The 23,146-nt window shown below is 72.5% G+C and carries 20 protein-coding genes and 1 pseudogene; 5 read left to right on the top strand and 16 right to left on the bottom strand.

The genetic code is table 11. From position 1 onward, the window contains the following. Positions 1 to 149: 149 nt before the first annotated feature. The gene (locus Q3Y56_RS25230) at positions 150 to 1,079 is read right to left on the bottom strand and encodes an oxidoreductase (protein WP_304464113.1); all 930 of its coding nucleotides are present in this window, start codon (positions 1,077 to 1,079) and stop codon (positions 150 to 152) included. Positions 1,080 to 1,159: 80 nt separating this feature from the next. Between Q3Y56_RS25230 and Q3Y56_RS25225 the strand changes: the two genes are divergently transcribed. Both Q3Y56_RS25225 and Q3Y56_RS25220 read left to right on the top strand, forming a co-directional pair. Then, on the top strand, positions 1,160 to 1,753 hold the full coding sequence (locus tag Q3Y56_RS25225) for a TetR/AcrR family transcriptional regulator (RefSeq protein WP_304464112.1): 594 nt from the start codon (positions 1,160 to 1,162) through the stop codon (positions 1,751 to 1,753). Between the two features lie 136 nt (positions 1,754 to 1,889). Next, positions 1,890 to 2,720 (top strand): SDR family NAD(P)-dependent oxidoreductase, encoded by an 831-nt coding sequence (locus Q3Y56_RS25220; RefSeq protein WP_304464111.1) that lies wholly within the window; start codon positions 1,890 to 1,892, stop codon positions 2,718 to 2,720. On the opposite strand, the gene Q3Y56_RS25215 is transcribed toward Q3Y56_RS25220, so the two are convergent. From Q3Y56_RS25215 to Q3Y56_RS25205, 3 genes are all read right to left on the bottom strand, one after another. Beyond that, on the bottom strand, positions 2,721 to 2,825 hold the full coding sequence (locus tag Q3Y56_RS25215; RefSeq protein ID WP_304464110.1) for a DUF397 domain-containing protein: 105 nt from the start codon (positions 2,823 to 2,825) through the stop codon (positions 2,721 to 2,723). Positions 2,826 to 2,891: 66 nt separating this feature from the next. Further along, a complete protein-coding gene (locus Q3Y56_RS25210; RefSeq protein WP_304464109.1) occupies positions 2,892 to 4,139 on the bottom strand; it encodes a PQQ-binding-like beta-propeller repeat protein in 1,248 nt (415 codons plus the stop codon). Between the two features lie 90 nt (positions 4,140 to 4,229). After that, positions 4,230 to 6,497, bottom strand: coding sequence for an MMPL family transporter (locus Q3Y56_RS25205; protein ID WP_304464108.1), 2,268 nt, complete (start codon positions 6,495 to 6,497; stop codon positions 4,230 to 4,232). A 459-nt stretch (positions 6,498 to 6,956) separates the two neighbouring features. Between Q3Y56_RS25205 and Q3Y56_RS25200 the strand changes: the two genes are divergently transcribed. Together Q3Y56_RS25200 and Q3Y56_RS25195 are read left to right on the top strand one after the other, a co-directional pair. Continuing rightward, positions 6,957 to 8,162 carry a hypothetical protein gene (locus Q3Y56_RS25200; protein WP_304464107.1) on the top strand — a complete coding sequence of 402 codons (1,206 nt, stop codon included), beginning with the start codon at positions 6,957 to 6,959 and terminating at the stop codon, positions 8,160 to 8,162. An 80-nt stretch (positions 8,163 to 8,242) separates the two neighbouring features. Next, positions 8,243 to 8,497, top strand: coding sequence for a hypothetical protein (locus Q3Y56_RS25195; protein WP_304464106.1), 255 nt, complete (start codon positions 8,243 to 8,245; stop codon positions 8,495 to 8,497). Between the two features lie 81 nt (positions 8,498 to 8,578). On the opposite strand, the gene gatB is transcribed toward Q3Y56_RS25195, so the two are convergent. The 7 genes from gatB to Q3Y56_RS25160 all read right to left on the bottom strand — a co-directional run bounded on the left by gatB (position 8,579) and on the right by Q3Y56_RS25160 (position 18,001). Further along, a complete protein-coding gene (gatB, locus tag Q3Y56_RS25190; protein ID WP_304464105.1) occupies positions 8,579 to 10,087 on the bottom strand; it encodes an Asp-tRNA(Asn)/Glu-tRNA(Gln) amidotransferase subunit GatB in 1,509 nt (502 codons plus the stop codon). 14 nt (positions 10,088 to 10,101) lie between these two features. After that, positions 10,102 to 10,341, bottom strand: a complete 240-nt coding sequence (locus tag Q3Y56_RS25185) for a hypothetical protein (RefSeq protein WP_304464104.1) — start codon at positions 10,339 to 10,341, stop codon at positions 10,102 to 10,104. Further along, positions 10,338 to 11,831, bottom strand: coding sequence for an Asp-tRNA(Asn)/Glu-tRNA(Gln) amidotransferase subunit GatA (gene gatA, locus Q3Y56_RS25180; RefSeq protein WP_304464103.1), 1,494 nt, complete (start codon positions 11,829 to 11,831; stop codon positions 10,338 to 10,340). The genes Q3Y56_RS25185 and gatA overlap by 4 nt, the downstream gene beginning before the upstream one ends. Positions 11,832 to 11,836: 5 nt before the next feature. Beyond that, positions 11,837 to 12,133, bottom strand: a complete 297-nt coding sequence (gene gatC / locus Q3Y56_RS25175; protein ID WP_304464102.1) for an Asp-tRNA(Asn)/Glu-tRNA(Gln) amidotransferase subunit GatC — start codon at positions 12,131 to 12,133, stop codon at positions 11,837 to 11,839. Positions 12,134 to 12,458: 325 nt separating this feature from the next. Next, positions 12,459 to 14,549 carry a bifunctional diguanylate cyclase/phosphodiesterase gene (locus tag Q3Y56_RS25170; protein WP_304464101.1) on the bottom strand — a complete coding sequence of 697 codons (2,091 nt, stop codon included), beginning with the start codon at positions 14,547 to 14,549 and terminating at the stop codon, positions 12,459 to 12,461. A 236-nt stretch (positions 14,550 to 14,785) separates the two neighbouring features. Continuing rightward, positions 14,786 to 16,975 (bottom strand): NAD-dependent DNA ligase LigA, encoded by a 2,190-nt coding sequence (gene ligA / locus Q3Y56_RS25165; RefSeq protein ID WP_304464100.1) that lies wholly within the window; start codon positions 16,973 to 16,975, stop codon positions 14,786 to 14,788. Between the two features lie 15 nt (positions 16,976 to 16,990). Beyond that, positions 16,991 to 18,001 carry a methionine synthase gene (locus Q3Y56_RS25160; RefSeq protein ID WP_304464099.1) on the bottom strand — a complete coding sequence of 337 codons (1,011 nt, stop codon included), beginning with the start codon at positions 17,999 to 18,001 and terminating at the stop codon, positions 16,991 to 16,993. 121 nt (positions 18,002 to 18,122) lie between these two features. On the opposite strand from Q3Y56_RS25160, the pseudogene Q3Y56_RS33585 reads away from it, so the two are divergent. Beyond that, positions 18,123 to 18,302 (top strand): annotated as a pseudogene (locus Q3Y56_RS33585) (DUF3592 domain-containing protein); the annotation flags it as partial. A gap of 53 nt (positions 18,303 to 18,355) precedes the next feature. Here Q3Y56_RS33585 and Q3Y56_RS25155 read toward each other — a convergent pair. The 5 genes from Q3Y56_RS25155 to Q3Y56_RS25135 are packed head-to-tail and all read right to left on the bottom strand — an operon-like array spanning position 18,356 to position 23,089. Further along, positions 18,356 to 19,045 carry an SDR family oxidoreductase gene (locus tag Q3Y56_RS25155; protein WP_304464098.1) on the bottom strand — a complete coding sequence of 230 codons (690 nt, stop codon included), beginning with the start codon at positions 19,043 to 19,045 and terminating at the stop codon, positions 18,356 to 18,358. Positions 19,046 to 19,069: 24 nt separating this feature from the next. After that, positions 19,070 to 19,609 (bottom strand): TIGR00730 family Rossman fold protein, encoded by a 540-nt coding sequence (locus Q3Y56_RS25150; protein WP_304464097.1) that lies wholly within the window; start codon positions 19,607 to 19,609, stop codon positions 19,070 to 19,072. 59 nt (positions 19,610 to 19,668) lie between these two features. Then, a complete protein-coding gene (locus Q3Y56_RS25145) occupies positions 19,669 to 22,203 on the bottom strand; it encodes a tetratricopeptide repeat protein (RefSeq protein WP_369696797.1) in 2,535 nt (844 codons plus the stop codon). Continuing rightward, positions 22,204 to 22,827 (bottom strand): DUF6879 family protein, encoded by a 624-nt coding sequence (locus Q3Y56_RS25140; RefSeq protein WP_304464096.1) that lies wholly within the window; start codon positions 22,825 to 22,827, stop codon positions 22,204 to 22,206. Then, positions 22,814 to 23,089 carry a hypothetical protein gene (locus Q3Y56_RS25135; RefSeq protein WP_304464095.1) on the bottom strand — a complete coding sequence of 92 codons (276 nt, stop codon included), beginning with the start codon at positions 23,087 to 23,089 and terminating at the stop codon, positions 22,814 to 22,816. The genes Q3Y56_RS25140 and Q3Y56_RS25135 overlap by 14 nt, the downstream gene beginning before the upstream one ends. Positions 23,090 to 23,146 lie beyond the last annotated feature (57 nt).

Genomic DNA, 23,146 nt, shown 5'->3' with positions numbered 1-23,146 from the left:
TGGCCGTAGTCCTTCGCTGTCGCCCTCATCAGGGCGAGAGACTCCTTCTGAGGCAGCGCCTCACCCATGGCCAGATGGTAGGCGCTCTGGAGTCGCTCGACCACGGCCGGGCAGTCATGCAGCCTGCCCGTAGAGGCTGTAGCGCTGTCTCAGCCCCGCGCCCTCACGGCGGGTTCGGGGAAGGTGACGCCGGTCAGTTCCTCGGAGACGGTCCACAGGCGTCGGGCGGTGGCCGGGTCGCTGGCCGCGGGCGAGCGGCCGACCAGGGTCGGGGCGCCGCGCGTTTCGAACATGCCCCCGGGGCCGACGTAGCTCGCGCCGGGCAGGTCCTGGACGGCGGCGTACAGGGTGGGCAGCGCACCGGCCTGGCTGTCCTGGGCGATGAGCCGGTTGCCCAGACGGAGAACGGCACGTCGCAGGACGTTGGCGTCGCGTCCCTGGAGGTTGGTGGCGGCCCAGCCGGGGTGCGCGGCCAGGGCGCGCACGGGCGAGCCCGCCGCGCCGAGCCGCCGCTGGAGTTCCAGCGTGAAGAGCAGGTTGGCGAGCTTGGACTGGCTGTAGGCGGTGATCGGGCCGTACTCGCCGGTCAGGTCGAGGTTGTCGAAGTGGATGCGGGGGCTGCCCGGGGTCCTGTGCGCGGCGGACGACAGGGTCACCACGCGGTCGGTGATGTGCGGCAGCAGCAGGTTGGTCAGGGCGAAGTGGCCCAGGTGGTTGGTGCCGAACTGCATCTCGAAGCCGTCCTTGGTGCGGGCCTCGGGGATGTTCATGACGCCGGCGTTGTTGATGAGCAGGTCCAGGTCGCCCTGCCAGCCGGCGGCGAAGGCGCGGACGGAGGAGAGGTCGGCCAGGTCGAGGCGGCGTACCTCCACGCTGCCCCGCACGGTCTCGGCCGCGGCCTCGCCGCGCGTGGTGTCCCGTACCGCGAGGACCACGTGGGCGCCCGCCCCGGCCAGCGCTCTGGCGGTGGCGAGGCCGAGCCCGCTGTTGGCGCCGGTCACGACGGCGGTGCGGCCGGTCTGGTCGGGGATGTCGGCGGTGTTCCAGGGCTGGGGCCGGGTGTTCTTGTTCTTTGCCATGCCACCAATGTATGCGGTGATAACAATGTTGGCAACGATAACAATGTGAGCATTGCTCACGCCGGGACTAGGCTGAGGGCATGAAGAACCGCCCCTACCACCACGGAGACCTCCCTGCCGCGCTGCTCGCGCGCGCCGAGCAGACGTTGCGCGAGCGGGGATCGGGCGCACTGTCGCTGCGGGAGCTGGCCCGCGACCTCGGGGTGAGCCCCGCCGCGCCCAGCCGCCATTTCAGGACCAAGCAGGCCCTGCTGGACGCCCTGGCGATGACCGGCTTCGAGCGGCTCTCCGAGGCCATCGCGACCTCCCAGGAAGGCGTCGGCGCGTCGTTCGCCGAGCGGCTGGACGCCGTGGCCCGCACCTACGTGGGCTTCGCCGTGGCCAACGCCGCCCTGCTCGACCTGATGTTCTCGGTCAAGCACAGCCCGGAGGCGTCGGAGGCGCTGGGCGCGACGGCCCACCGCTGGTCCGAGCAGATCCTCGGACTGATCGGTGAGGGACAGCGCAGGGGCGAGGTGCGGAAGGGGGCGCTGGACCGTGTCGCGCTGCCGGTCTTCGCGGCACTGCACGGCTACGCCGGCCTGACCGTGAGCGGCATGCTGCCGCCGGAGCTGGCCGAGCACGGGCTGGACGACGTGATCGCGTCCATCCTGCGCGGGTGTGAGCCGGAGTAGAACCCAGCGTTTCAGCACCTGGGGAGGCACTCGGTCCGCGCCGCAGTCGCGCCCCCTGGGGCCCCCGGCTGGTGGTCGCGACACCAGGCTCAGCACACACTCCCTCGTGCCGCGCCGCGCCGCCACGATCGTGGCCATGAACCGACGCACCACCTTGATCACCGGCGCGACCCAGGGGCTGGGCCGCGGCATCGCGCTCGACCTCGCCGCACGCGGCGGCACCCTCCTGCTCCACGGTCGCGACCAGGCCCGTCTCGACGCGGTCGCGGCCGAGGTCCGTGCCGCCGCCCCGGACACCGAGGTCCGCACCTACCTCGCGGACCTGTCCGACCTCGACCAGGTGCACGCGATGGCCGCCCAGGTGCGCGCGGCGGAGCCCCGGCTCGACGTACTGGTCAACAACGCGGTCGCCGGTGGCGGCGCCGAGCCCCTGCGCCGGGAGCTGAGCCGGCAGGGGCACGAGCTGCGGTTCGCCGTGAACCACCTCGCCCCGTACGCCCTCACCCGGGGCCTGCTGCCGCTGCTCACCGCGTCCGCACCGGCCCGCGTGGTGAACGTCGCCTCGATCGGGCAGGAGGCCGTCGACTTCGACGACGTCATGCTGGAGCGGGGCTACGAGGGGCTGCGCGCCTATTGCCGGAGCAAGCTCGCGCTGATCACGGCGACCTTCGAGCTGGCCGCCGAGCTCGACGGCACCGGCGTCACCGTGAACGCCCTCCACCCGGCGCATCTGATGGACACCGACGGCGTCCGCGCATACGGCCTCACCCCGCTGGTGGGCATCGACGAGGGCGTGCGGCCGACCGTGCGGCTGGCCACCGACCCGGACCTGGCGTCCACGACCGGCCGCTACTTCGACCGGTTCACCGACAGCCGCGCGCACGAGCAGGCGTACGACGCCGAGGCCCGCCGGCGCCTGATGGAGCTGACCCACCGGCTGATCGGCCGCTCCGGACCGGAGTCGTGATCACACGGGGAACTCTCCGTGCTGGACGGCCGCGACGAAGGCCGCCCACGCGGCCGGGTCGAAGACGAGGGCGGGGCCGTGGGGGCCACCTCGCCGGGGCGGCACCGGCTCCCTCTCGCGGCTGGCCGACGACATGGAGAAGCCGGGGCGGGCGGCTGCCCGCGCCCGAGGTCAGCCCACCGCCCGGTACGCGGTGAGGCCGGTCTCGTCCTCGGTTTCGGAGATGGCCACGTATCCGTCCGCGACGTACGGGGCGATCCCCGGCCGGGTCTCCTTGTCCTTCCCGCTGGCGGCGTCCAGGACGACGGGCTTGCCGTTGGCCTCGCCGTAGACCAGCCCCGCGCGGACCAGCGTCACCTCCGGCGCCACCCGCGTACCGGCCGCGTCGGGCAGCCGCCAGATCTCCTTGCCGCTCTTGGGGTCGTACGCGGCCGCCGCCTCATCGACCCCAGCGCTGCCCGTGCACACGGTGACGGCGGCGCCGTCATACGCGCAGTCCCAGCCCGGGGCGTCTTCCGGGAGCGCCCGGCGGGTGTGGCCGGTGACGGCGTCGAGCAGATAGTGCCGCCGGTCACGGACGTCATCGTTCGGGTACTCGTACGTCATCACGGCGTCCGGACCCGCGGCGGAGAGTCCGAGCCCCGAGCGCGGCGAGGTCCACACGTCCTGGCCGTCCGCCGCGCCGATCCCCACGACCTTGCCGCCGCGCAGTGCGACGACACGGTCGCCGACAACGACCGCGCCCTTCGCATACGTCCCCTTGGCCGTCCACACCTTCCGGTGGCTCTTGAGGTCCACGCCGAAGAGCCGGCCGCGTCCGAAGACGACGACGATGTCGCCGGACCGACCGACCACGTTGGCCTCGGCCCGGTCGCCGGAGTAGTACGCGTCGTCCGCCGGCAGTGGGATCTCCGTGAACCACGGCTTGGTGGCGGTCTGAGTGTCCGTGGCCATGAGCTCCACCGCGTCATGGGACTTGGCCGTCCCGGAGCCGGTCACCTTCGTCACCAGCGCGCTGAGTGCGAGGGTCTTGCCGCCAGTGGCGGTGATCAGCGGCGCCTCAGCGGGGTTCTCGCCCATCAGGTCGTCGAGCTCCAGCACGGGTTCGTGTTCCGGGGTGATGGTGACCGGCTTGCCCGACCGATAGCCGTTGACCACGTCGAGCCCGTCCGGCCGCGCGATGAAGGCCACCCCGTCGTGCAATGCCACCGCCAGCGGATGCCGTAGCCCACCGATGATGCGGACCTTGCCCAGGGACGCGGATTCGGGGAGCGGGACGCCCTGCTTCACCGAGAACTTCGTCGGCGCGGTGAAGCCCTTGCCGGGGCCGCCGTCCTTCCCGCCGCCCCCGCCCCCGCACGCGGTCAGCGTGGCAAGCATCGCGGCCACGGCGGTGCAGGTGATCCCCCGGAGTCTCATGCGCGCCCTTCTTCTGGTCGGTCGACCGGCGAAAGGAGCCTAGATCACCTCGCGTTGGGGGCGTTACGGCGGGGCGGGCGGTCCCAGGTCTCACCCAGCTGCCGTGGACGTCAGCTCCTCGTCGCGCTCGCCGCGCAGCTCCGCGCGCTGCCCCGGCAGGGCCACGCCCGGCTCCGCCGCCGGCGCGTCCGCCGGCACGACCGGTGCCGTGTCCTCCTCCGCCGGCTCGATGCTGATCCGCGGCAGCCAGCGGTCCAGCCACTTCGGCAGCCACCAGTTCGCGCCGCCCAGCATGTGCATCAGCGCGGGGACCAGCAGCGTACGCAGGACGAAGGCGTCCAGGGCGACCGCCGCCGCCAGGCCGATGCCGAACATCGCGATGATCCGGTCGCCGCTGAGGACGAAGGCGGAGAAGACCGCGATCATGATGACGGCCGCGGAGTTGATCACCCGGCTGGTCTCGGCGAGGCCGACGCGTACCGCGACGCGGTTGTCGCGGGTGGCACGCCACTCCTCGTACATCCGGCTGACCAGGAAGACCTGGTAGTCCATGGAGAGCCCGAAGAGCACCGAGACCATGATCACGGGCAGGAACGGTTCGATCGGGCCCGCGTTGCCCAGCCCCATCAGGCCGAGGCCCCAGCCCCACTGGAAGATCGCGACGACGACGCCGAAGGAGGCGGCGACGGCGGCGATGTTCATCAGGGCGGCCTTGAGCGGGATGCCGATGCTGCGGAAGGCCAGGAGGAGCAGGAGGCAGCCGAGGGCGACCACGACCCCGACGAACAGCGGCAGCTTGCCGATGATCACGGAGGCGAAGTCGTCGTAGCTCGCGGTGAGACCGCCCACGTACACGTCGAGGGTGGTGCCGTGCTCGGCCCGCGGGATGACGTCGTCGCGCAGCCGCTCCACCAGGTCGGAGGTGGCCTGGGACTGCGGCGCGGACTCCGGTATCACGGTGAGCACGCCGGTGCCGGTGCTGCCGCCCTGCGGGGCGCTGACGGAGGCGACGCCCTCGGTGCCGCGCAGGGTCTCGGCGAGGTCGGAGAAGGCGACCTTGTCGGCGGCGCTGTCGATGTCGGCGGCGAGGGTGAGCGGGCCGTTGACGCCGGGGCCGAAGCCCTCCGCGATCATGTCGTACGCCTGGCGGGTGGTGCTGGTGGCCGCGTTGTTGCCCTGGTCGCTGCTGCCGAGGTGCAGGCCGAGCGTGGGCAGCGCGAGGACCAGCATCATGACGGCGGCGACGGCGCCCAGCAGCTTGGGGTGGCGCTCGACGAACGCGGACCAGCGGGCGGCGAAGCCCGTGGGGATGCTCGGCTCCGGGCCGTGCTCGGCCAGCGCCCTGCGCTCGCGGCGGCTGAGCGCCCGGTGGCCGATCACACCGAGGAGCGCGGGCAGCAGGGTGACCGAGGCGGCCACGGTGAGCACCACGGTCAGGGACGCGGCGAGCGCCACGCCGTTGAGGAAGTTCAGCCGCAGGACGAGCATGCCCAGCAGCGCGATGCAGACCGTGACGCCCGCGAACACCACGGCCCGGCCCGAGGTGGCCACCGCCCGCTGGGCGGCCTCCGCGACGGGCAGGCCCTGCCGCAGGCCCCGCCGGTGCCGGGTCACGATGAACAGCGCGTAGTCGATGCCGACGCCCAGGCCGATGAGCAGGCCGAGCATGGGCGCGAAGTCGGCGACGGTCATCGCATGGCCGAGCAGACCGATGCCCGCGTAGGCGGTGCCGACGCCGACGACGGCGGTGGCGATCGGCAGGAACGTGGCGGCGAGCGAGCCGAAGGCGAGGAAGAGCACCACGGCGGCCGCGGCGATCCCGATGATCTCGCTGAGGTGCCCGGCGCCGGTGGATTCGGTCAGCGCGATCCCGGCGCCGCCGAGCGCGACCTCGAGATGGTCGTCGGCGGCGTCGCGGGCGGTGTCGACCACCCGCCGCACATCGGCCTTGTCGAGCCCAGACGCGGGCTTGTCGAAGGCGACGGTGGCGTAGGCGGTGCGCCCGTCCTGGCTGATGCGCTGGCCGCTCTCGGTGCCGTACGGGCTGGTCACGGAGGCGACGCCGGGCAGCTGCTCGATGTCGTGCAGCGTCTTCGTCATGCGCTGCTCGACGGCGGCGGCGCGCACCGTGCCCCGGTCGGTGTGCCAGACGATGCTGTCGCTGTCGCCCGCCTCGGCCGGGTTCGTCTTGGCCAGCAGCGCGGTGGCGCGGGCCGACTCGGTGCCGGGGACGTCGTAGTCGTTGGAGTACGCGGAGCCGACGGCGGCTGCCGCGGCGCCGGTGCCCACGAGGGTGGCGAGCCACAGCACGATGACGACGACGCGGTGCCGGAGGCACCACCGGGCGAGAGCAGCCATAGCCTGCTTTCCGGATCGGGGGTGGGTGGGACCCGCCGCCTTCCGCCGTTGGAGGCGGCGAGTCCCATCCGCAGCACTCTGACAGCCGGAAAAGATCCTTTGTCCCTTTTGTGGCTAGTCCCACATGACGGGCCGCAACGCCCGCCCCCTCGCCGGTGACGCTGCGTAGCGGTGGATGCCGGTCGGACCGCGGCTCTTCCGTACGCGGGCCGACTTCGGGAAGCTGGACCCGGCGCCGGTGCCGCCGCCCCGCACCCGCGCCCCCTGGCCTCGCGATCAGTTCAACTGACCTACGGAACAGGGGAGATCGGGTTGTCAGCCCGATATCCGGCAGGAAGGATCGGCGGAGAAGCTTATGTGAACCGGCACGGGCCGGATCGGCCCGTGCGGTGTCGGCGTCGTATGACGTACTGATCACGCGGTGGCGGTCCTCGCGACCCGTGAGAAGGAGTTGTCCCGATGTCGCAACCGCCTCCGCCGCCGAACCAGCCGTATCCCGGCTCGGGCATGCCGCAGGCCGGTCCCCCGGGTGTCGGCCCCGGAGCCCCGGGCGGCTACCCGCCGCCCGCCCCGCATCCCGGCGGCGCGTACCCCGGTGGCGGTGGCGGCGGGCGGCGCGCCGACCGTCGTCGGCGGTCCTCGCGCCGAGGGCCCGTCATCGGCGGCGTGGTCGCGGTCGCGCTGCTCCTCGTCGGCGGCGTCTGGTTCGCCACCAAGGATGATGGTGACGGCGACAAGGGCGGGGCCGGCGAGGAGGTCCCCCAGGCCCGCATCCTCAACAGGGTCCCCATGCCGAAGGGGCTCACCAAGGAGCCGGTCAAGGTCGCGGGCCTGTGGACGACCGACAAGAACTTCGTCAAAGGCGACGTCAAGAAGCTCGTCGGCTATCCGCTGAGCGGCGGCGCCGCCGCATGGGAGATACCGCTCGACGGTGAGATCTGCTACGCGTCGCCGCATGTCACCGAGGACGGCCTGACCGCGATCCTCTTCGAGGAGGCCAAGGACAACTCCACCTGCACCCAGGTGGGCCTGGTCGACCTCAAGAAGCACAAGCTCGTCTGGCAGCGGCAGGCGAAGGACGAGTACGGATCGGCCGAGAACTTCGACGAGGTGACCATCGGCGGTGGCACCGTCGCCGCGGGCGCGAGCGTCGGCGACGGCGGCGCGGGCTGGTCGCTGGCCGGCAAGCCGCTGTGGCAGCTCCAGGAGGACGAGGAGTGCCAGGACATCGGCTACGGCGGCGGCGCCGACAAGCTCGTCGCGGTGCGGGAGTGCGGTGACGGCGACCCCGCGGCCATGGACGTGCAGGTCATCGACCCGAAGACGCGGAAGGCGACGTCGACGTACAAGCTGCCGGCGGGTGTCGAGGCCGCGCATGTGATCTCCACCGACCCGCTCGTCATCGGCATCGAGGACGAGAAGAAGTCGGCCTCGGGCGGCGGGATCACGGACCTCCTGGCGCTCGACGACAGCGCCGCGCAGGCCAAGCTCCGCAGCACGATCGCCCTCGCGGGCGGCAAGATCGACCTGCCGTGCTCGGGCGGCGGCACCCACGTGGACGGCTGCGACAACATCGCAGTCAGCAAGGCCGCTGACGCCGTCTTCCTGGCGACCCCCAGGACGTCAACGCCGAGACGTACAACGAGGTCGTCCCCTTCGATCTGAAGACCGGCAAGGAGGCGGGGAGGATCCCCGGTACCGAGGACGCCAACCTGCAGGTACTCGGCACCGACAAGGACGGCTCCGTGATCGCGTACCAGGAGCCCGAGCTCTCGGGCGAAGGCGGCGCCATCTGGCGCATCGACGCGAAGTCCCGCACGAAGACGAAGCTGCTCCAGAACGGCTCCGAGGACGGGCATGAGGAGGACCTCGCCACGATAGGCGCCGACATCCGCTACGCGAACAAGCGGCTCTACATGGGCCAGGGCCTGGTCAGCGCCGAGTCCGCTTCCGACGGGGGTGGCAAGCACTCGCTCGCCATCGTCATCGGCACGAGCTGACGCGACCGGCGGCCTCAGGGCACAGACGCGGCGGCGGGCACCCCTCTTCAGGGGTGCCCGCCGCCGTGTGCGTACGGTGCGTCAGCCCTCGACGCCGAGCTTCTCCAGGATCAGCTCGCGCACGCGGGCCGCGTCGGCCTGGCCGCGGGTGGCCTTCATGACCGCGCCGACCAGCGCGCCCGCCGCCGCGACCTTGCCGCCGCGGATCTTGTCCGCGATGGCCGCGTTGGCGGCGATGGCCTCGTCGACGGCCGCGCCGAGCGCGCCCTCGTCCGAGACGACCTTGAGGCCGCGCTTGTCGACGACCTCGTCGGCGTCGCCCTCGCCCGCCAGCACGCCCTCGATGACCTGGCGCGCCAGCTTGTCGTTGAGGGAGCCCTCCTTCACCAGGGCGCAGACCCGGGCGACCTGGGCCGGGGTGATCTCCAGCGCGGCGAGCTCCGTACCGGCCTCGTTGGCGCGGCGGGCCAGCTCGCCCATCCACCACTTGCGCGCGGCCGCGGCGTCCGCGCCCGCGTCGATCGTGGCGGTGATCAGGTCGACCGCGCCCGCGTTGAGGATCGACTGCATGTCGTGCTCGGAGATGCCCCACTCCTCGCGCAGCCGGTTGCGGCGGACGCGCGGCAGCTCGGGCAGGGTGGCCCGCAGCTCCTCCACCCACTCGCGGCTCGGCGCCACCGGCACCAGGTCCGGCTCGGGGAAGTAGCGGTAGTCCTCGGCCTCCTCCTTCACCCGGCCCGACGTCGTGGAGCCGTCCTCCTCGTGGAAGTGCCGGGTCTCCTGGATGATCGTCCCGCCGCCGCCGAGGACCGCGGCGTGCCGCATGATCTCGAAGCGCGTCGCCCGCTCCACACTGCGCAGCGAGTTGACGTTCTTGGTCTCCGAGCGGGTGCCGAACTTCTCCGTACCGATGGGGCGCAGCGACAGGTTCACGTCGCAGCGCATCTGGCCCATCTCCATCCGGGCCTCGGAGACGCCGAGCGCCTTGATGAGCTCACGCAGCTCGGCGACGTACGCCTTGGCGACCTCCGGGGCGCGCTCGCCCGCACCGACGATCGGCTTGGTGACGATCTCGATGAGCGGGATACCGGCCCGGTTGTAGTCGAGCAGGGAGTGCGTGGCGCCGTGGATCCGGCCCGTCGCACCACCGACGTGCGTGGACTTGCCGGTGTCCTCCTCCATGTGGGCGCGCTCGATCTCCACGCGGAAGACCTCGCCGTCCTCCAGCTGAACGTCCAGATAGCCGCTGAAGGCGATCGGCTCGTCGTACTGCGAGGTCTGGAAGTTCTTCGGCATGTCCGGATAGAAGTAGTTCTTCCGGGCGAAGCGGCACCACTCGGCGATCTCGCAGTTCAGCGCGAGACCGATCCGGATCGCGGACTCGACGCCGCTGGCGTTCATCACCGGCAGGGAGCCGGGCATGCCGAGGCAGGTGGGGCAGGTCTGCGTGTTGGGCTCGGCGCCCAGCGCCGTGGAGCACCCGCAGAACATCTTGGTCTTGGTGCCGAGCTCGACGTGCACCTCGAGGCCCATGACGGGCTCGTAGGCGGCCAGCGCGTCCTCGTACGACACCAGTTCAGTGACGGTCACGGAAAACTAACCTCTCAGTCCGCGAGGACGTCGTCTTCGCCGAGACGCTTGAGCTCTCGTACGAGCAGGGCGACGGTGGTGACGACGGCAGCGGCGGAGATCACCGCGTCGACGAGCTGGAGCTTGTCCTGCTCGGCGCGGGCCTCCTTGATCTGCTTGTAGGCGCCGAAGGCGCCGAAGACGGAGCCGCCGATGGACAGGTACAGGCCGGGCTTGGACTTCTTGAAGCCCTTGGCCTTCTTGATCGCACTCACAGGGACGGTGCCTCCTCAAGCAGCGGGTGGCCCCACCGGGCGGTGAACGCGGCCTCGACCGCGGCGCCCACCCGGTACAGCCGGTCGTCGGCCATCGCGGGGGCGATGATCTGCAGACCCACCGGCAGCCCGTCCTCAGGCGCCAGGCCGCAGGGCAGCGACATGGCCGCGTTGCCCGCCAGGTTGGTGGGGATGGTGCACAGGTCGGCGAGGTACATCGCCATCGGGTCGTCGGCCCGCTCGCCGATCGGGAAGGCGGTGGTCGGGGTGGTCGGCGAGACGATCACGTCGACCTGCTCGAAGGCCTTCTCGAAGTCCCGCTTGATCAGCGTGCGGACCTTCTGCGCGGAGCCGTAGTAGGCGTCGTAGTAGCCGGAGGACAGGGCGTAGGTGCCCAGCATGATCCGGCGCTTCACCTCGGCGCCGAAGCCCGCCTCACGGGTGAGGGAGGTGACCTCCTCGGCCGACTTGGTGCCGTCGTCGCCGACCCGCAGGCCGTAGCGCATGGCGTCGAAGCGGGCCAGGTTGGAGGAGCACTCGGACGGCGCGATCAGGTAGTACGCGGCCAGCGCCAGGTCGAAGGACGGGCAGTCCAGCTCGACGACCTCGGCGCCCAGCTCCTTGAGCAGTTCGACGGACTCGTCGAAGCGCTGCATGACGCCGGCCTGGTAGCCCTCGCCGCGGAACTGCTTGACGACGCCGACCCGCATGCCGGCGACGTCGCCGTTGCGGGCCGCCTCGACCACCGGCGGCACCGGGGCGTCGATGGAGGTCGAGTCCAGCGGGTCGTGACCGGCGATGACCTCGTGCAGCAGCGCCGCGTCCAGGACCGTACGGGCGCAGGGCCCGCCCTGGTCCAGGGACGAGGAGAACGCCACCATGCCGTAGCGGGAGACGCCGCCGTAGGTCGGCTTGACGCCCACGGTGCCGGTGACGGCCGCGGGCTGGCGGATCGAACCGCCGGTGTCCGTGCCGATGGCGAGCGGGGCCTGGAAGGAGGCGAGCGCGGCGGAGGAGCCGCCGCCGGAGCCGCCGGGGATCCGGGTCAGGTCCCACGGGTTGCCGGTCGGCCCGAAGGCGCTGTTCTCCGTCGACGACCCCATGGCGAACTCGTCCATGTTGGTCTTGCCGAGGATGACGACGTCCGCTTCCTTGAGCTTGCGGGTCAGCGTCGCGTCGTACGGCGGGAGCCAGCCCTCGAGGATCTTGGAACCGACGGTCGTCGGGACACCCTTCGTGGTGAAGATGTCCTTCAGCGCCAGCGGCACGCCCGCGAGCGGCCCGAGCTTCTCGCCGTTCGCGCGCTTGGCGTCCACGGCACGGGCCTGGGCGAGCGCGCCCTCCCGGTCCACGTGCAGGAACGCGTGCACCTTCTCGTCGACGGCCTCGATCCGGGCGAGGTGCGCCTCGGTGACCGCGACGGCGGTGACCTCGCCGGACGCGATCTTCGCGGCGGTCTCGGCCGCCGTGAGCTTGGTCAGGTCTGCCATGGCCTTTACTCCTCCCCCAGGATCTGCGGCACCTTGAAACGCTGCTGCTCCTGGGCCGGGGCGCCGGAGAGCGCCTCCTGCGGGGTCAGCGACGGACGGACCTCGTCCGGGCGCATGACGTTGGTCAGCGGCAGCGGGTGGGAGGTCGGGGGTACGTCTTGGTCGGCGACCTCGGAGACGCGGGCGACCGCGCCGATGATGTCGTCCAGCTGTCCGGCGAAGTGGTCGAGCTCTTCGTCCTTCAGCTCCAGACGCGCCAGCCGGGCGAGGTGGGCGACCTCCTCGCGCGTGATGCCAGGCATGCAGGGATCCTCAGGGTGAGTGTGTAGGTTTCGCGCCCAATCCTATGGCGCGGCGGGTGCTGGGAGCGAAACGCTTTCGCCGTGCGGCGGGCATCCATGAACGGCGCACCCTGCGCCGTGCGGCGGGCACGCACGAACGGGGGCGCCCTGCGCCGCGGGGTACCCCCGGCTCTCACGGTGGCTGGTGCCGCGCGTGCGTGGTGCGATGCGGCGCCGTACGGGTGCGCCTGCCCGGTGGCCGCGCCGGGGCAACCCCGCCACCGCGCACACGACGTCGGCACCCGGCACCGCACGCGCACCCCGCGCACACGACGCCGGCGGCGGTTCACGTCACCGGCTGGTCCGCGTCGTGGTCGGCCGGTGCCGTGATGTCCGCGGCCGCGGAGCGGCCTTCGCCGCGGGCGCGCAGCCACGCCGTCGTCTCCTCCGGCGGCATCGCGGCCGCCACCAGCCACCCCTGCACCGCGTCGCAGCCCAGGTCGCGCAGCCGCTCCCAGGTCTCGTCATCCTCGACGCCCTCCGCGACGACGAGCAGTCCCAGCGAGTGGGCGAGGTCGACCGTGCAGCGGACGATCTCGGCGTCCTCGTTGTCCACCGCCAGTCTCGCCACGAAGGACCGGTCGATCTTCAGCTCGCTGACCGGCAACCGGCGCAGGTGCACCAGTGACGAATAGCCCGTGCCGAAGTCGTCCAGGGACATCTTCACGCCGTGGCCGGTGAGCCCGGCCAGCGTGTCCGCGGCGCGCTGCGGGTCCTCCAGCAGGACGTGCTCGGTGATCTCCAGCTGGAGCGCGCCGGGCGGCACCCCGTGCCGGGCCAGCCGGCCGGCGACGGCGCCCGCGAAGCCGGGGGTGTGCACGTCGCGCGGGGAGACGTTGACCGCGACCGGGACGAACAGGCCGGCCGCCCGCCACCTCGCGACCTGGCCCAGGGCCGTCTCCAGGACGTACTCCGTCAGGCGGGGCATCAGGCCGGAGCTCTCGGCGATGGCGATGAACTCGTCCGGCGGCACCCGGCCCCGGTCGGGGTGGACCCAGCGGACCAGGGCCTCCAACCCGGCGACGTGCCCGTCGAAGCCGACCTTGGGCTGGTAGTGCAGTTCCACGTCCCCCGCGTCCAGGGCCCGCCGCAGGTCGCCGAGGAGGCCGAGCCGGTCGGGGGTATTGCCGTCGCGCCGGGCCTCGTACACCTCCGCGCCGCTGCGGTCCCGCTTCGCCTGGTACATCGCGACGTCCGCGCGGCGCAGCAGCCCTTCCGCGTCCACCGCGTGGTCGGGGTAGACGGCGACCCCGGCGCTGGCTTCGAGGACCAGGGTGATCCCGTCGAGGTCGAGCGGGGAGCCGAGTACGGAGATGAGGTTGCGGGCCACCCGCTGGGCGCTGGTGAGGGAGTCGACGGTGGGCAGCAGCACGACGAACTCGTCGCCGCCCAGCCGCGCGGCCTCCGCGCCGCGGGGCAGCGCCGCGCGGAGCCGTTCGGCGATCTGGAGGAGGAGCCGGTCGCCCGCCATGTGTCCGAGGGTGTCGTTGACGGACCGGAAGCGGTCGAGGTCGATCAGGACGAGGGCGGCGCGGGCGCCCTCCCGCTCGGCCTGGTCCAGCGCGGCCCAGGTGCGGTCCAGCAGGTGCTGGCGGTTGGGCAGCCCGGTGAGCGGGTCGCGCAGTTGCTCCTCGGCGCGCACGCGCGCTATCCACAAGGTGGAGTCCAGCGCTATTAAGGGCACGGCGAACAGCGGAAGCATCAGGGGCCGGTGGGCGGCGACCACGACGATGAGCGGGGCGATGCCCAGCAGGGCCACGCCGACGAGGGCCTGCCGGACGAGGGCGGTGCGCGCGATGCCGCTCAGCGCGGCGCCGGGCGGGGCGAGGCTGTACCACAGCAGGGCCCGGGTGACCAGCAGATAGGTGAAGGCCGCCAGCACGATCTGCGGCATGTCATACAGCTGCCAGCTGTCGGGGGCCCAGGGGTCGCGCACGGACGGGACGGTGCCGCAGGCGGCGAGGGCGAGCGCGGCCGCGCCGATGCCGAGGAGGTCCACCGAGCCGTGCAGCAGGGCCTGCCGCCAGCGGTGACGGCGTGCGCCGCCGACCAGGACGACGACCGCGAGGCTGATCAGCGCGGCGGGCAGCCAGCCGTACAGCAGCAGGGCGGCCAGGGTTAACGCGGCGCCGGAGCCGGTGCCGCCCCACCAGCGGTCCCGGCCCAGGGCCACGAGATGGCCGACGATCAGGCCGGTGAGCACCGCCAGCGACCAGCCGACGGTGCCGCTGGGGAAGAGGGAGCCGCCGTTGTGGAGAACCCGGTAGACCCCGGTGCCGAACGACGCGGCGGCCACCCCGACCGCCGCGTACGGCAGGGTGGGCAGCGCCAGTCGGCGCAGCCGCGACGCCGGGGCGCCGCTGTCGGTCGGTTCCATACCCGTCCCTCTCCCAGCCGGTGCCCGCGCCATGGCAGGCGCATCTCTCAACAGTAGGCCGCGCAGGGCCGTGGCGGGCAGCGATCGGCAGGGCTCGCCCGATTGCCGCCTGACCATCCGCAAGCATCTGGTATGCGCTGTAAGGGTGATGCCCATTGGCTATGCCCGGAGTTGAGTCCTGGCATAGCCGTGGCTGCTTCTGATGGTTGTTCAGGCCGCCGATGACTCCGTTCGGGCTACTCGGCGGGGGTCAGGGCCGCCTCACGGGCCGCGTCGGGCCCTTGTTCGAGGAGCACGGCGAAGCCGCTGTCGTCGAGCACGGGCACCTTGAGCTGCACCGCCTTGTCGTATTTCGATCCCGGGTTGTCCCCGACCACGACGAAGTCGGTCTTCTTCGACACCGAACCGGTCACCTTCGCGCCCCGGCTCTGCAGCGCCTCTTTCGCGCCGTCCCGCGTGAACGACTCCAGCGTGCCGGTGACGACGACCGTCAGCCCCTCCAGCGGGCGCGGTCCCTCCTCCTCGCCGCCTTCCTCCTCCAGCCGGACTCCGGCGGCCCGCCACTTCTCGATGATCTCGCGGTGCCAGTCCACGGTGAACCACTGCTTGACGGAGGCGGCGATGATCGGCCCGACGCCCTCCACGGCCGCGAGCTCCGCCTCGTCCGCCTCGGCGATCCGGTCGATGGACCGGAACTCGCGGGCGAGCGCGTCCGCGGCCACCGGTCCCACATGCCGGATCGACAGGCCGGTGATGAGCCGGGCGAGCGGGCGCTCCTTGGCGGCCTCGATGTTGGCCAGCATGGCGAGGGTGTTCTTCTTCGGCTCGCCCTTCTGGTTGGCGAAGAAGGTGACGACCTTCGCCTCTCCCGTCTTGGGGTCGCGCTTGGGCAGCCCGCTGTCGGGGTCCAGGACGTGGGACCTGATGGGCAGCAGCCGCTCGACGTCGAGGGTGAACAGGTCGCCCTCGTCCTTGAGCGGCGGCTCGGCCGGCTCCAGCGGCTGGGTGAGCGCGGCGGCGGCCACATAGCCGAGGTTCTCGATGTCCAGGCACTTGCGGCCGGCGAGATAGAAGATCCGCTCCCGCAACTGGGCGGGGCACGACCGGGAGTTGGGACAGCGCAGGTCGATGTCCCCCTCCTTGGCGGGCTGCAGCGGGCTGTCGCACTCCGGGCACAGGGCCGGCATCACGAACTCCTGCTCGGTGCCGTCCCGAAGGTCGACCACCGGGCCCAGGATCTCGGGGATCACGTCGCCCGCCTTGCGCAGCACGACGGTGTCGCCGATGAGCACGCCCTTGGCCTTGACGACGTCCTGGTTGTGCAGGGTGGCGAACTCGACCTCGGAGCCGGCCACGGTGATCGGCTCCACCACCGCGTACGGCGTGACCCGGCCGGTGCGGCCGACGCCGACCCGGATGTCGACCAGCTTGGTGTTGACCTCCTCCGGCGGGTACTTCCAGGCGATGGCCCAGCGCGGTGCCCGCGAGGTGGAGCCCAGGCGGCCCTGGAGCGGGATCTCGTCCAGTTTGACGACCACGCCGTCGATCTCGTGCTCCACCGAGTGCCGCGTCTCGGTGTCCCCGTAGTGCGCGATGTAGTTCCGCACGTCCTCGATCGAGTCCACGACCTTGGCGTGCGCGGCGGTCGGCAGCCCCCATTCGTGCAGCAGCTCGTACGCCTGCGACAACCGGTCGATGTCGAAGCCCTCGCGGGCGCCGATGCCGTGCACCACCATGTGCAGCGGGCGGGACGCGGTGACCTTGGGGTCCTTCTGGCGCAGCGAACCGGCCGCCGCGTTGCGCGGGTTGGCGAACGGCGGCTTGCCCGCCTCCACCAGCCGGGCGTTGAGCGCGTCGAAGCGCTCGCGCGGGAAGTACACCTCGCCGCGGATCTCCACCAGTCGCGGCACCCGGTCGCCGGACAGCCGCTCCGGGATCTCGGCGATGGTGCGGACGTTGGGCGTGATGTCCTCGCCGGTGCGGCCGTCGCCGCGGGTGGCGGCGCGGGTCAGCCGCCCGTCCTCGTAGGTGAGGTTGACCGCCAGGCCGTCGACCTTGAGCTCGCACAGGAAGTGGTACGAGGCGCCCGTGCCCAGTTCCTTGGCGATGCGCTCGGCCCAGGCCGCCAGTTCCTCGTCCTCGAAGGCGTTGTCCAGGCTCAGCATCCGCTCGCGGTGCGCGACTTCGGTGAACTCCGTCTCGTAGGAGCCGGCGACCTTCTGGGTCGGCGAGTCGGGCGTGCGCAGCTCGGGGTGCTCGTCCTCCAGCGCCTCCAAGGTGCGCAGCAGCGTGTCGAACTCCGCGTCGGAGATGACCGGCGCGTCCTTCACGTAGTACCGGAAGCGGTGCTCCTCGATCTGCTCAGCGAGCTGGGCGTGCTTCTCCCGCGCCTCGGCGGGCACCGTCGACTGCTGTTCGCCGGCCACCGTATTGTCCTTCCGTTACTCAGGGTTGTCAGCGAGCGATCTCGCCGCCCGGACGCAGTGGGCCAGCGCGGCGCGCGCGTACGCGGGCGAGGCACCCGCGAGACCGCACGCCGGAGTGATCACCACGGACTCGGCGAGAGTCCCCGGCGACAGCCCCAGCCTGCGCCACAGCGTCCTGACACCCATGACGCTACCGGCAGGGTCTGACAATGGGGTGTCCAGCGAGGGGACCGCGCCGACGAACAGCGCCGTGCCGCCCTCGACGGCCTCCCCGATCGCCTCCTCCTCACGCTCGGTGAGCAGCGACAGGTCGAAGGAGACTCCGGTGGCGCCGGCGCGGCGCAGCAGCGCGAAGGGCACGGCGGGCGCGCACGAGTGCACGATGACCTCGCCGCCGCCGGCCACCGCGGCGAGGTCGCGCAGCGCGCCCTCGACCACCCCGCGGTCGACCGCCCGGTGGGTGCGGTAGCCGCTGGCGGTACGGACCGTTCCGGTGAGCACCGCCGTGAGGGAGGGCTCGTCGAGCTGGATCACGATCCGCGCGCCGGGCACCCGGCGCCGTACCTCCGCGAGATGGCCGCGCAGCCCCTCCACGAGCGAGCCGGTCAGGTCGCGGCAGGCGCCCGGGTCGCTGAGCATGACCTCTCCGTTGCGCAGTTCCAACGCCGCGGCGAGCGTCCACGGGCCGACGGCCGACACCTTGAGCGCACCGGTGTACCCCTGGGTGAACTCCTCCAGCGCGTCGAGGTCCTCGCCCAGCCAGGAGCGGGCCCGCTTGGTGTCCCGGCCCGGGCGGTCGCTGATCCGCCAGCCGCTGGGCTCCACGTGCGCGTACAGGTCGACCAGCAGCCCGGCGGTGCGCCCGATCATGTCCGCGCCGGGTCCGCGCGCGGGCAGCTCCGGCAGGTACGGCAGCGTCTCCAGCGACCCGGTGACGGTCTTGGCGGCTTCGCGCGCGTCGCCGCCCGGCATGGATCCGACGCCGGTCGCGGCACCGGGCCCCCAGCTCTTCTTCGTCTCGCTCACGCCGGAAGCCTACGAGTCCGCGGGCCGATCCCGGGAACCCGGCGGCGCCGGCCGCCGTCTCCTGCTGCGATCATGTGCCCCGTCCCCGAGCTGCGGTCCCCACGGGAACCGGAACGGCCCCATCCGCACCACGCTGCACCACGTCTACGAGTTCACGACGCCGGACGGGCGGCAGGTGCGCTTCACCGAGCAGGCCGGCCCGGTGACGCGGGTGGCGGGCGACCCGGTCACCGTGTACTACGTCCCCGAGCGCCCGGAGCGGGCGACGGCGTTCGGGCCGGGGGACCGGGCCCGGGTCCGGACGAACCGGTCCGGGCACCGCCCGACCAGGGGCGCACCGCCGCGCCGCGTGCCTCAGCCCTGCGGCCGCACCGACAGGTCGGTGATCTCCGTGCCGCGCGGCATGTCCAGCGCCGTCAGGACCGTGGTGGCGACCGACTCCGGCGCGATCCAGCGCGAGGGGTCGTACTCCTTGCCCTCCTGCTGGTGCACCTTCTGCTGCATCGGCGTCGCCGTACGGCCGGGGTAGACGGAGGTCACGCGCACGCCGTTGCCGCTCTCCTCCCAGCGCAGCGCGTCCGCCAGCGCCTTGAGGCCGTGCTTGCTCGCGGCGTACGCGCCCCACTGGGCGTTCGCGCGCAGGCCGGCCCCGGAGTTGACGAAGACGACGTGGCCCTGCGCGGCCCGCAGCTGCGGGAGGAGCAGCCGGGTGAGCTCGGCCGGGGCGACCAGGTTGGTGGCGAGCTGCTGGTTCCACACCTTCGGCGTCAGCTCGCCGACCTCGCCCAGTTCGACGACGCCCGCGATGTGCAGCAGTGAGTCCAGCCGGTCGGGCAGCGTCTGGTGGCTGAGCGCCCAGGACAGCCGCTCGGGCTCCGCGAGGTCGCCCACCAGGGTCTTCGCGCCGGGGAAGCGCTCGGCCAGGTCCTTGGCCCGCCCGGCGTCGCGGGCCAGCAGCCACAGCTCGTCCCCCCGTTCGGCCAGCCGCTCCGCGACCGCCGTGCCGATGCCCGAACCCGCGCCTGTGATCACATGTGTAGCCATGGCCCCATAGGTACCACGTGCCTGTCAGCGCAGGCCGTGGGCTTCCTCCAGATACGCCATCGCCCCGAGGCCGTCCTCCGCGAAGAAGACCAGATCGGTCAGCGGCAGCGGCAGGAACCCCTCCTTCTCCATACGCTGGAACTGCTCCTTCAACCCGTCGTAGAACCCGGCGGTGTTGAGCAGTACCACCGGCTTCGCGTGCAGGTTGTGCTTCTTCAGCTCCAGGATCTCGGTGGCCTCGTCCAGCGTGCCGGTCCCGCCGACCATGATCACGATCGCGTCGGCGCGGGCGAGCAGCTCCGCCTTGCGCGCGGCGAGATCCTTGGCGACCACCATCTCGTCGGCACCCCCGTGGGCCTTCTCCTGGAGGAACTCCACCGACACGCCGACCAGCCGCCCGCCGCTGTCCTGGACCCCGTCCGCCATCACCTTCATCAGGCCGACGTCCGAGCCGCCCCACACGAGGGTGTGCCCGCCCCGGCCGATGAGCTGGGCGAACTCGCGGGCCGGGGTGGTGTAGCGGTCGTCGAGTTCGGCGGCTGAGCAGAAGACGCAGATGTTCATGCCTGTACGGTATCCGCGACGTGGGGCGACCGCGCGGCTCGCGCGGCCGGGGCCGGCGGTCACGCGTCTCCCGCCGCCGCGTACGCCCGGCGCCGCAGCGCCTCGGCCCGCGGGTCCTCGTAGCCGGTCAGCGCGTCCAGCGCCGCCACCCAGTGGCCGCGCGCCTCCGCGTCCCGCCCCAGCTCGCCCAGCGCGACGGCGAGGCCGTCGAGGGCGAGAGCCAGCTGCCAGAGGTCGTGCAGCTCGCGGTGGGCGGCGGCCGCGGTCCGGTGGAAGTCGGCCGCCTCCTCGAACCGCCCCACCTGGCGGTACGTCTCCCCGGCGCCGTGCCACGCGCGGGCCTCGCGCGACCGGTCGCCCAGCCTGCGCTGGAGCATCGCGGCCCGCTGGTACGCCGTCAGCGCCTCCGGGGCCTGGCCGGTCGCCCGGTGGGCCGCGCCGAGGTCGAGGAGCCAGAACGCCTCCCATGCCTCGTTGCGGTGGGCCCGCGCGATGTCCACCGCTTCCTGGGCGGAGCGCAACGCCCCTTCCGCCGCCCCCGGTTCGCCGGACTCGCGCTGCACCGCGCTCAGGATCCGCAGGGCGTTGCCGACGCTGCCCTGGCTGCCGCTCGCGCGGTGGCGGGCCAGGGCCTCGGTGACGGCGTCGTGGGCCTCCGGCAGCCGCGACAGCTCGTACCGCGTCTCCGCGAGGTTCGACAGCATCACCGCCTCCCAGTGGGCGGCGTCGAGGTCGCGGAAGACGGCACGCGCCTGCTCGAAGTGCGCCTCCGCCTGCGCGAGCCCGCGCCCGCGCAGCCGCGCCAGCCCCAGGTCGTTCAGGGAGAATGCCTCGCCCATGCGGTCGCCCAGCTCCCGGCGGACGGCCAGCGCCTCCTCGTGGCAGCGGGCGCCGTCCGCCAGGCGGTGCGACTGCGTATAGGCCATGCCGAGGCTCTCCAGGAGGTCGGCCTCGGCCGCGCGGTCGCCCAGTCTGCGGGCGGCCCGCAGGCCGATGTGGCTCACGGCGAGCCACTCCTCGAAGGGGTTGAGCAGCATGTGGATGGCTTTGAGCACGGCGGCCAGTTGCCACGCCGCGCGGTCGGCCCCGGCTTCCTCGGCCGCGCGGGCGGCGGCCACGAGGTTGTCCCGCTCCTGCTCGTACCAGCTCAGCGCGTCGTCGTAGCCGGGGAATCGCAGGGGTACGACGCCGTCCTCCGGCGCGCCGAGCCCGATCGGCGACTCCTGGGGGTTGATCCACTCCTGGGCGGCGGCCGCGGTCCGCAGATACCAGGCGAGCACGCGGCCGAGGGCCGCGTCCCTGGCCTCCGGCGTCTCCTCGCTGTCCGCCTGGTCGCCCGCGTACGCGCGCAGCAGGTCGTGGAAGGCGTAGCGGTCGGGGCCGGTCTGCTCCACCAGGTGCGCGCCGACAAGGGTGTCCAGCAGCCGCCGGGCCTGGCCGGCGGGGACCCCGGCGAGCGCGGCGGCGGCCTCGGCCCCGAACTCCGGCCCGGGGTGCAGCCCCAGGAACCGGAAGAGCGACGCGGCCTCCGGGGTGAGGGCGCGGTAGGACCAGGCGAATACGGTCCGCACGGCCTCGGCCTCCTCGTCGTCCCCGATGCTCAGGGCGTCCCACAGGGCGGATTCGTCGCGGAGGTCTCTTATGAGGTCGTCCAGCCGCATACGGGGACGGCTCGCGGCCCGTTCCGCCGCGATCCGCAGGGCCAGCGGAAGCCGGGCGCACAACCGGGCCAGCTCGACGAGCTTCTCCCGGTCGTCCTGGTCCCGGTAGTCCGCGGTGATCGCGCGCAGCAGGGCGACCGCCTCCGTCTCCGAGAGGGTGTCCAGCGTCAGGCGGCGCGCTCCGTCGCGGACGCTGAGCCCGGACAGGCGGCTGCGGCTCGTGACGACGACGAGGCAGCCCGCGGTGCCGGGAAGCAGCGGGCGGACCTGTCCGACGGTGGCGGCGTTGTCGAGGACGATCAGCATGCGCCGGCCTGCCAGCGCCGACCGGTACAGCGCGGCCGCCGCCTCGGGGTCGGTGGGAATCGCCCGCGCGGGCACACCGAGCGCCGCCAGGAAGCGGTGCAGCGCCTCCTGCGGGGTGACGGGCGCGCCGGGGTCGTACCCGCGCAGGTTCACATACAGCTGGCCGTCGGGGAAGTGCGCCTCCATGCGGTGGGCCCAGCGCAGGGCCAACGAGGTCTTGCCGACCCCGGCCGTGCCCGCGATGACGCAGAGGGACATGAGCGGCTCGTCACCGCCGCCGGAGTTCCCGTCGGCAGTGGCGCCGCCGCCGGTGTTCCCGCCGCCGGTCGTGCCACCGGTCGTGCCGCCGCCCCCGCCGCCGCCCGTCAGGATCGCGTCGAGCCACGACAGTTCCTCGCGGCGGTTCACGAACCCCCTGGTGTCACCGGGCAGTTGGCGCGGCCTGGGGTTGTCGTACGAGGAGCGGGAAGCCGTGTCGGCACCGGCGTGGAAGTGGATGTCGCCGCTGATGTCCCGGGCCTGGACCACCTCGGACGCGGCCCCCGACATCTCCGACCGCACCCAGTGCGCGCCTGGCCCCGCCCGGCGCTCCCCGGCTTCCCTGTCCTCTGCGTGCTGATCGCTCATCTACCCCGGCCCCGGCGCTGGTAAGTGGGCCACCTCGCGGTCGAAATAGGGGATCACGTCCTCTCCGCACTCGTACAGGTCCCGGGTGAAGTCACGGCAGCGCGCCGTGACACGAGGGTCGACGAATCTCACGGCCCCGTCGAGGATCCCCTGGTCGTCGTAACGGATCTTATAGACCGTGTGGTCGCCGAGGGTGAGTAACTCCGGCAGCGGCCCCTCGGCCTCCAGCTCCCTGATCCGCTCGGGGCCGACCACCCGGATCCGCTCCCCGTACTCCGCGCGCAGCCGCAGCAGATGGAGCTCCCATTGCAGATACGGCGCGAGGGGCTGTTCGACGACGCGGACCCGGAAGAGGCTGATCCCGCGCTCGTCGTTCTCCCGGGCGAACTCCCGCAGCCAGTCGCGCTCGCCCTCCACCAGCCGCATGGCCGTCTCCCAGTCCCCTCGGGAGAACGCCTCCCAGCTGGGGAACCCGGGTTCCTTGAACTCCTGCTGCCGCTCCAGCTTCCAGGAGTCCTGGCCGTCGATCGTCCACTGTCGCGACCGGAAGTCCTCGCGATAGGCCGCGAGGGGCAGCGTCTCGCCTTGCGCCGGGTCGAGCCCGATCGTCTCAAGCCCGAGCATCGGGGATGTCCGGCTTCGCCGAGCTCAGCATGGCGCCGGGCAGGATGACCAGCCGCTCGTCGGAGCGCATGACGACCCCCTCGGGGAGCCGCTCCCGGTAGTCGTCCGTCAGATCACGGCCGATCACCGCGATGTCCCCGTTGTCCAACTCCCAGATCTCGGGGCAGCCGTCGCGGCCGTTGGTGGTCCCGAGCTCGCTCGCCGACTTGCCTAACCTGCGGTGGAACACCGCGGAGGAGTCGGCCTCCCAGGCACGTGTCACGTCTCATCCCCCAATGCATGAGTCCGTTGTCCGGCACGCCGCACCGCGCACCGCCCT

Origin of the sequence: Streptomyces sp. XD-27 (assembly GCF_030553055.1) — a bacterium.
Classification (GTDB): Bacteria; Actinomycetota; Actinomycetes; order Streptomycetales; family Streptomycetaceae; genus Streptomyces.
This window is presented reverse-complemented; position numbering and strand designations above follow the sequence as displayed.

Coding starts and splice junctions, on each gene's coding strand:
- gatA (WP_304464103.1), bottom strand. CDS start 11,831: ATGGCAGACCTGACCAAGCTCACGGCGGCCGAGACCGCCGCGAAGATC.
- Q3Y56_RS25210 (WP_304464109.1), bottom strand. CDS start 4,139: ATGAGACTCCGGGGGATCACCTGCACCGCCGTGGCCGCGATGCTTGCC.
- Q3Y56_RS25145 (WP_369696797.1), bottom strand. CDS start 22,203: ATGAGCGATCAGCACGCAGAGGACAGGGAAGCCGGGGAGCGCCGGGCG.
- Q3Y56_RS25220 (WP_304464111.1), top strand. CDS start 1,890: ATGAACCGACGCACCACCTTGATCACCGGCGCGACCCAGGGGCTGGGC.
- Q3Y56_RS25200 (WP_304464107.1), top strand. CDS start 6,957: ATGTCGCAACCGCCTCCGCCGCCGAACCAGCCGTATCCCGGCTCGGGC.
- Q3Y56_RS25225 (WP_304464112.1), top strand. CDS start 1,160: ATGAAGAACCGCCCCTACCACCACGGAGACCTCCCTGCCGCGCTGCTC.
- Q3Y56_RS25205 (WP_304464108.1), bottom strand. CDS start 6,497: ATGGCTGCTCTCGCCCGGTGGTGCCTCCGGCACCGCGTCGTCGTCATC.
- Q3Y56_RS25140 (WP_304464096.1), bottom strand. CDS start 22,827: ATGCTCGGGCTTGAGACGATCGGGCTCGACCCGGCGCAAGGCGAGACG.
- Q3Y56_RS25155 (WP_304464098.1), bottom strand. CDS start 19,045: ATGGCTACACATGTGATCACAGGCGCGGGTTCGGGCATCGGCACGGCG.
- Q3Y56_RS25230 (WP_304464113.1), bottom strand. CDS start 1,079: ATGGCAAAGAACAAGAACACCCGGCCCCAGCCCTGGAACACCGCCGAC.
- gatC (WP_304464102.1), bottom strand. CDS start 12,133: ATGCCTGGCATCACGCGCGAGGAGGTCGCCCACCTCGCCCGGCTGGCG.
- Q3Y56_RS25150 (WP_304464097.1), bottom strand. CDS start 19,609: ATGAACATCTGCGTCTTCTGCTCAGCCGCCGAACTCGACGACCGCTAC.
- Q3Y56_RS25170 (WP_304464101.1), bottom strand. CDS start 14,549: ATGGAACCGACCGACAGCGGCGCCCCGGCGTCGCGGCTGCGCCGACTG.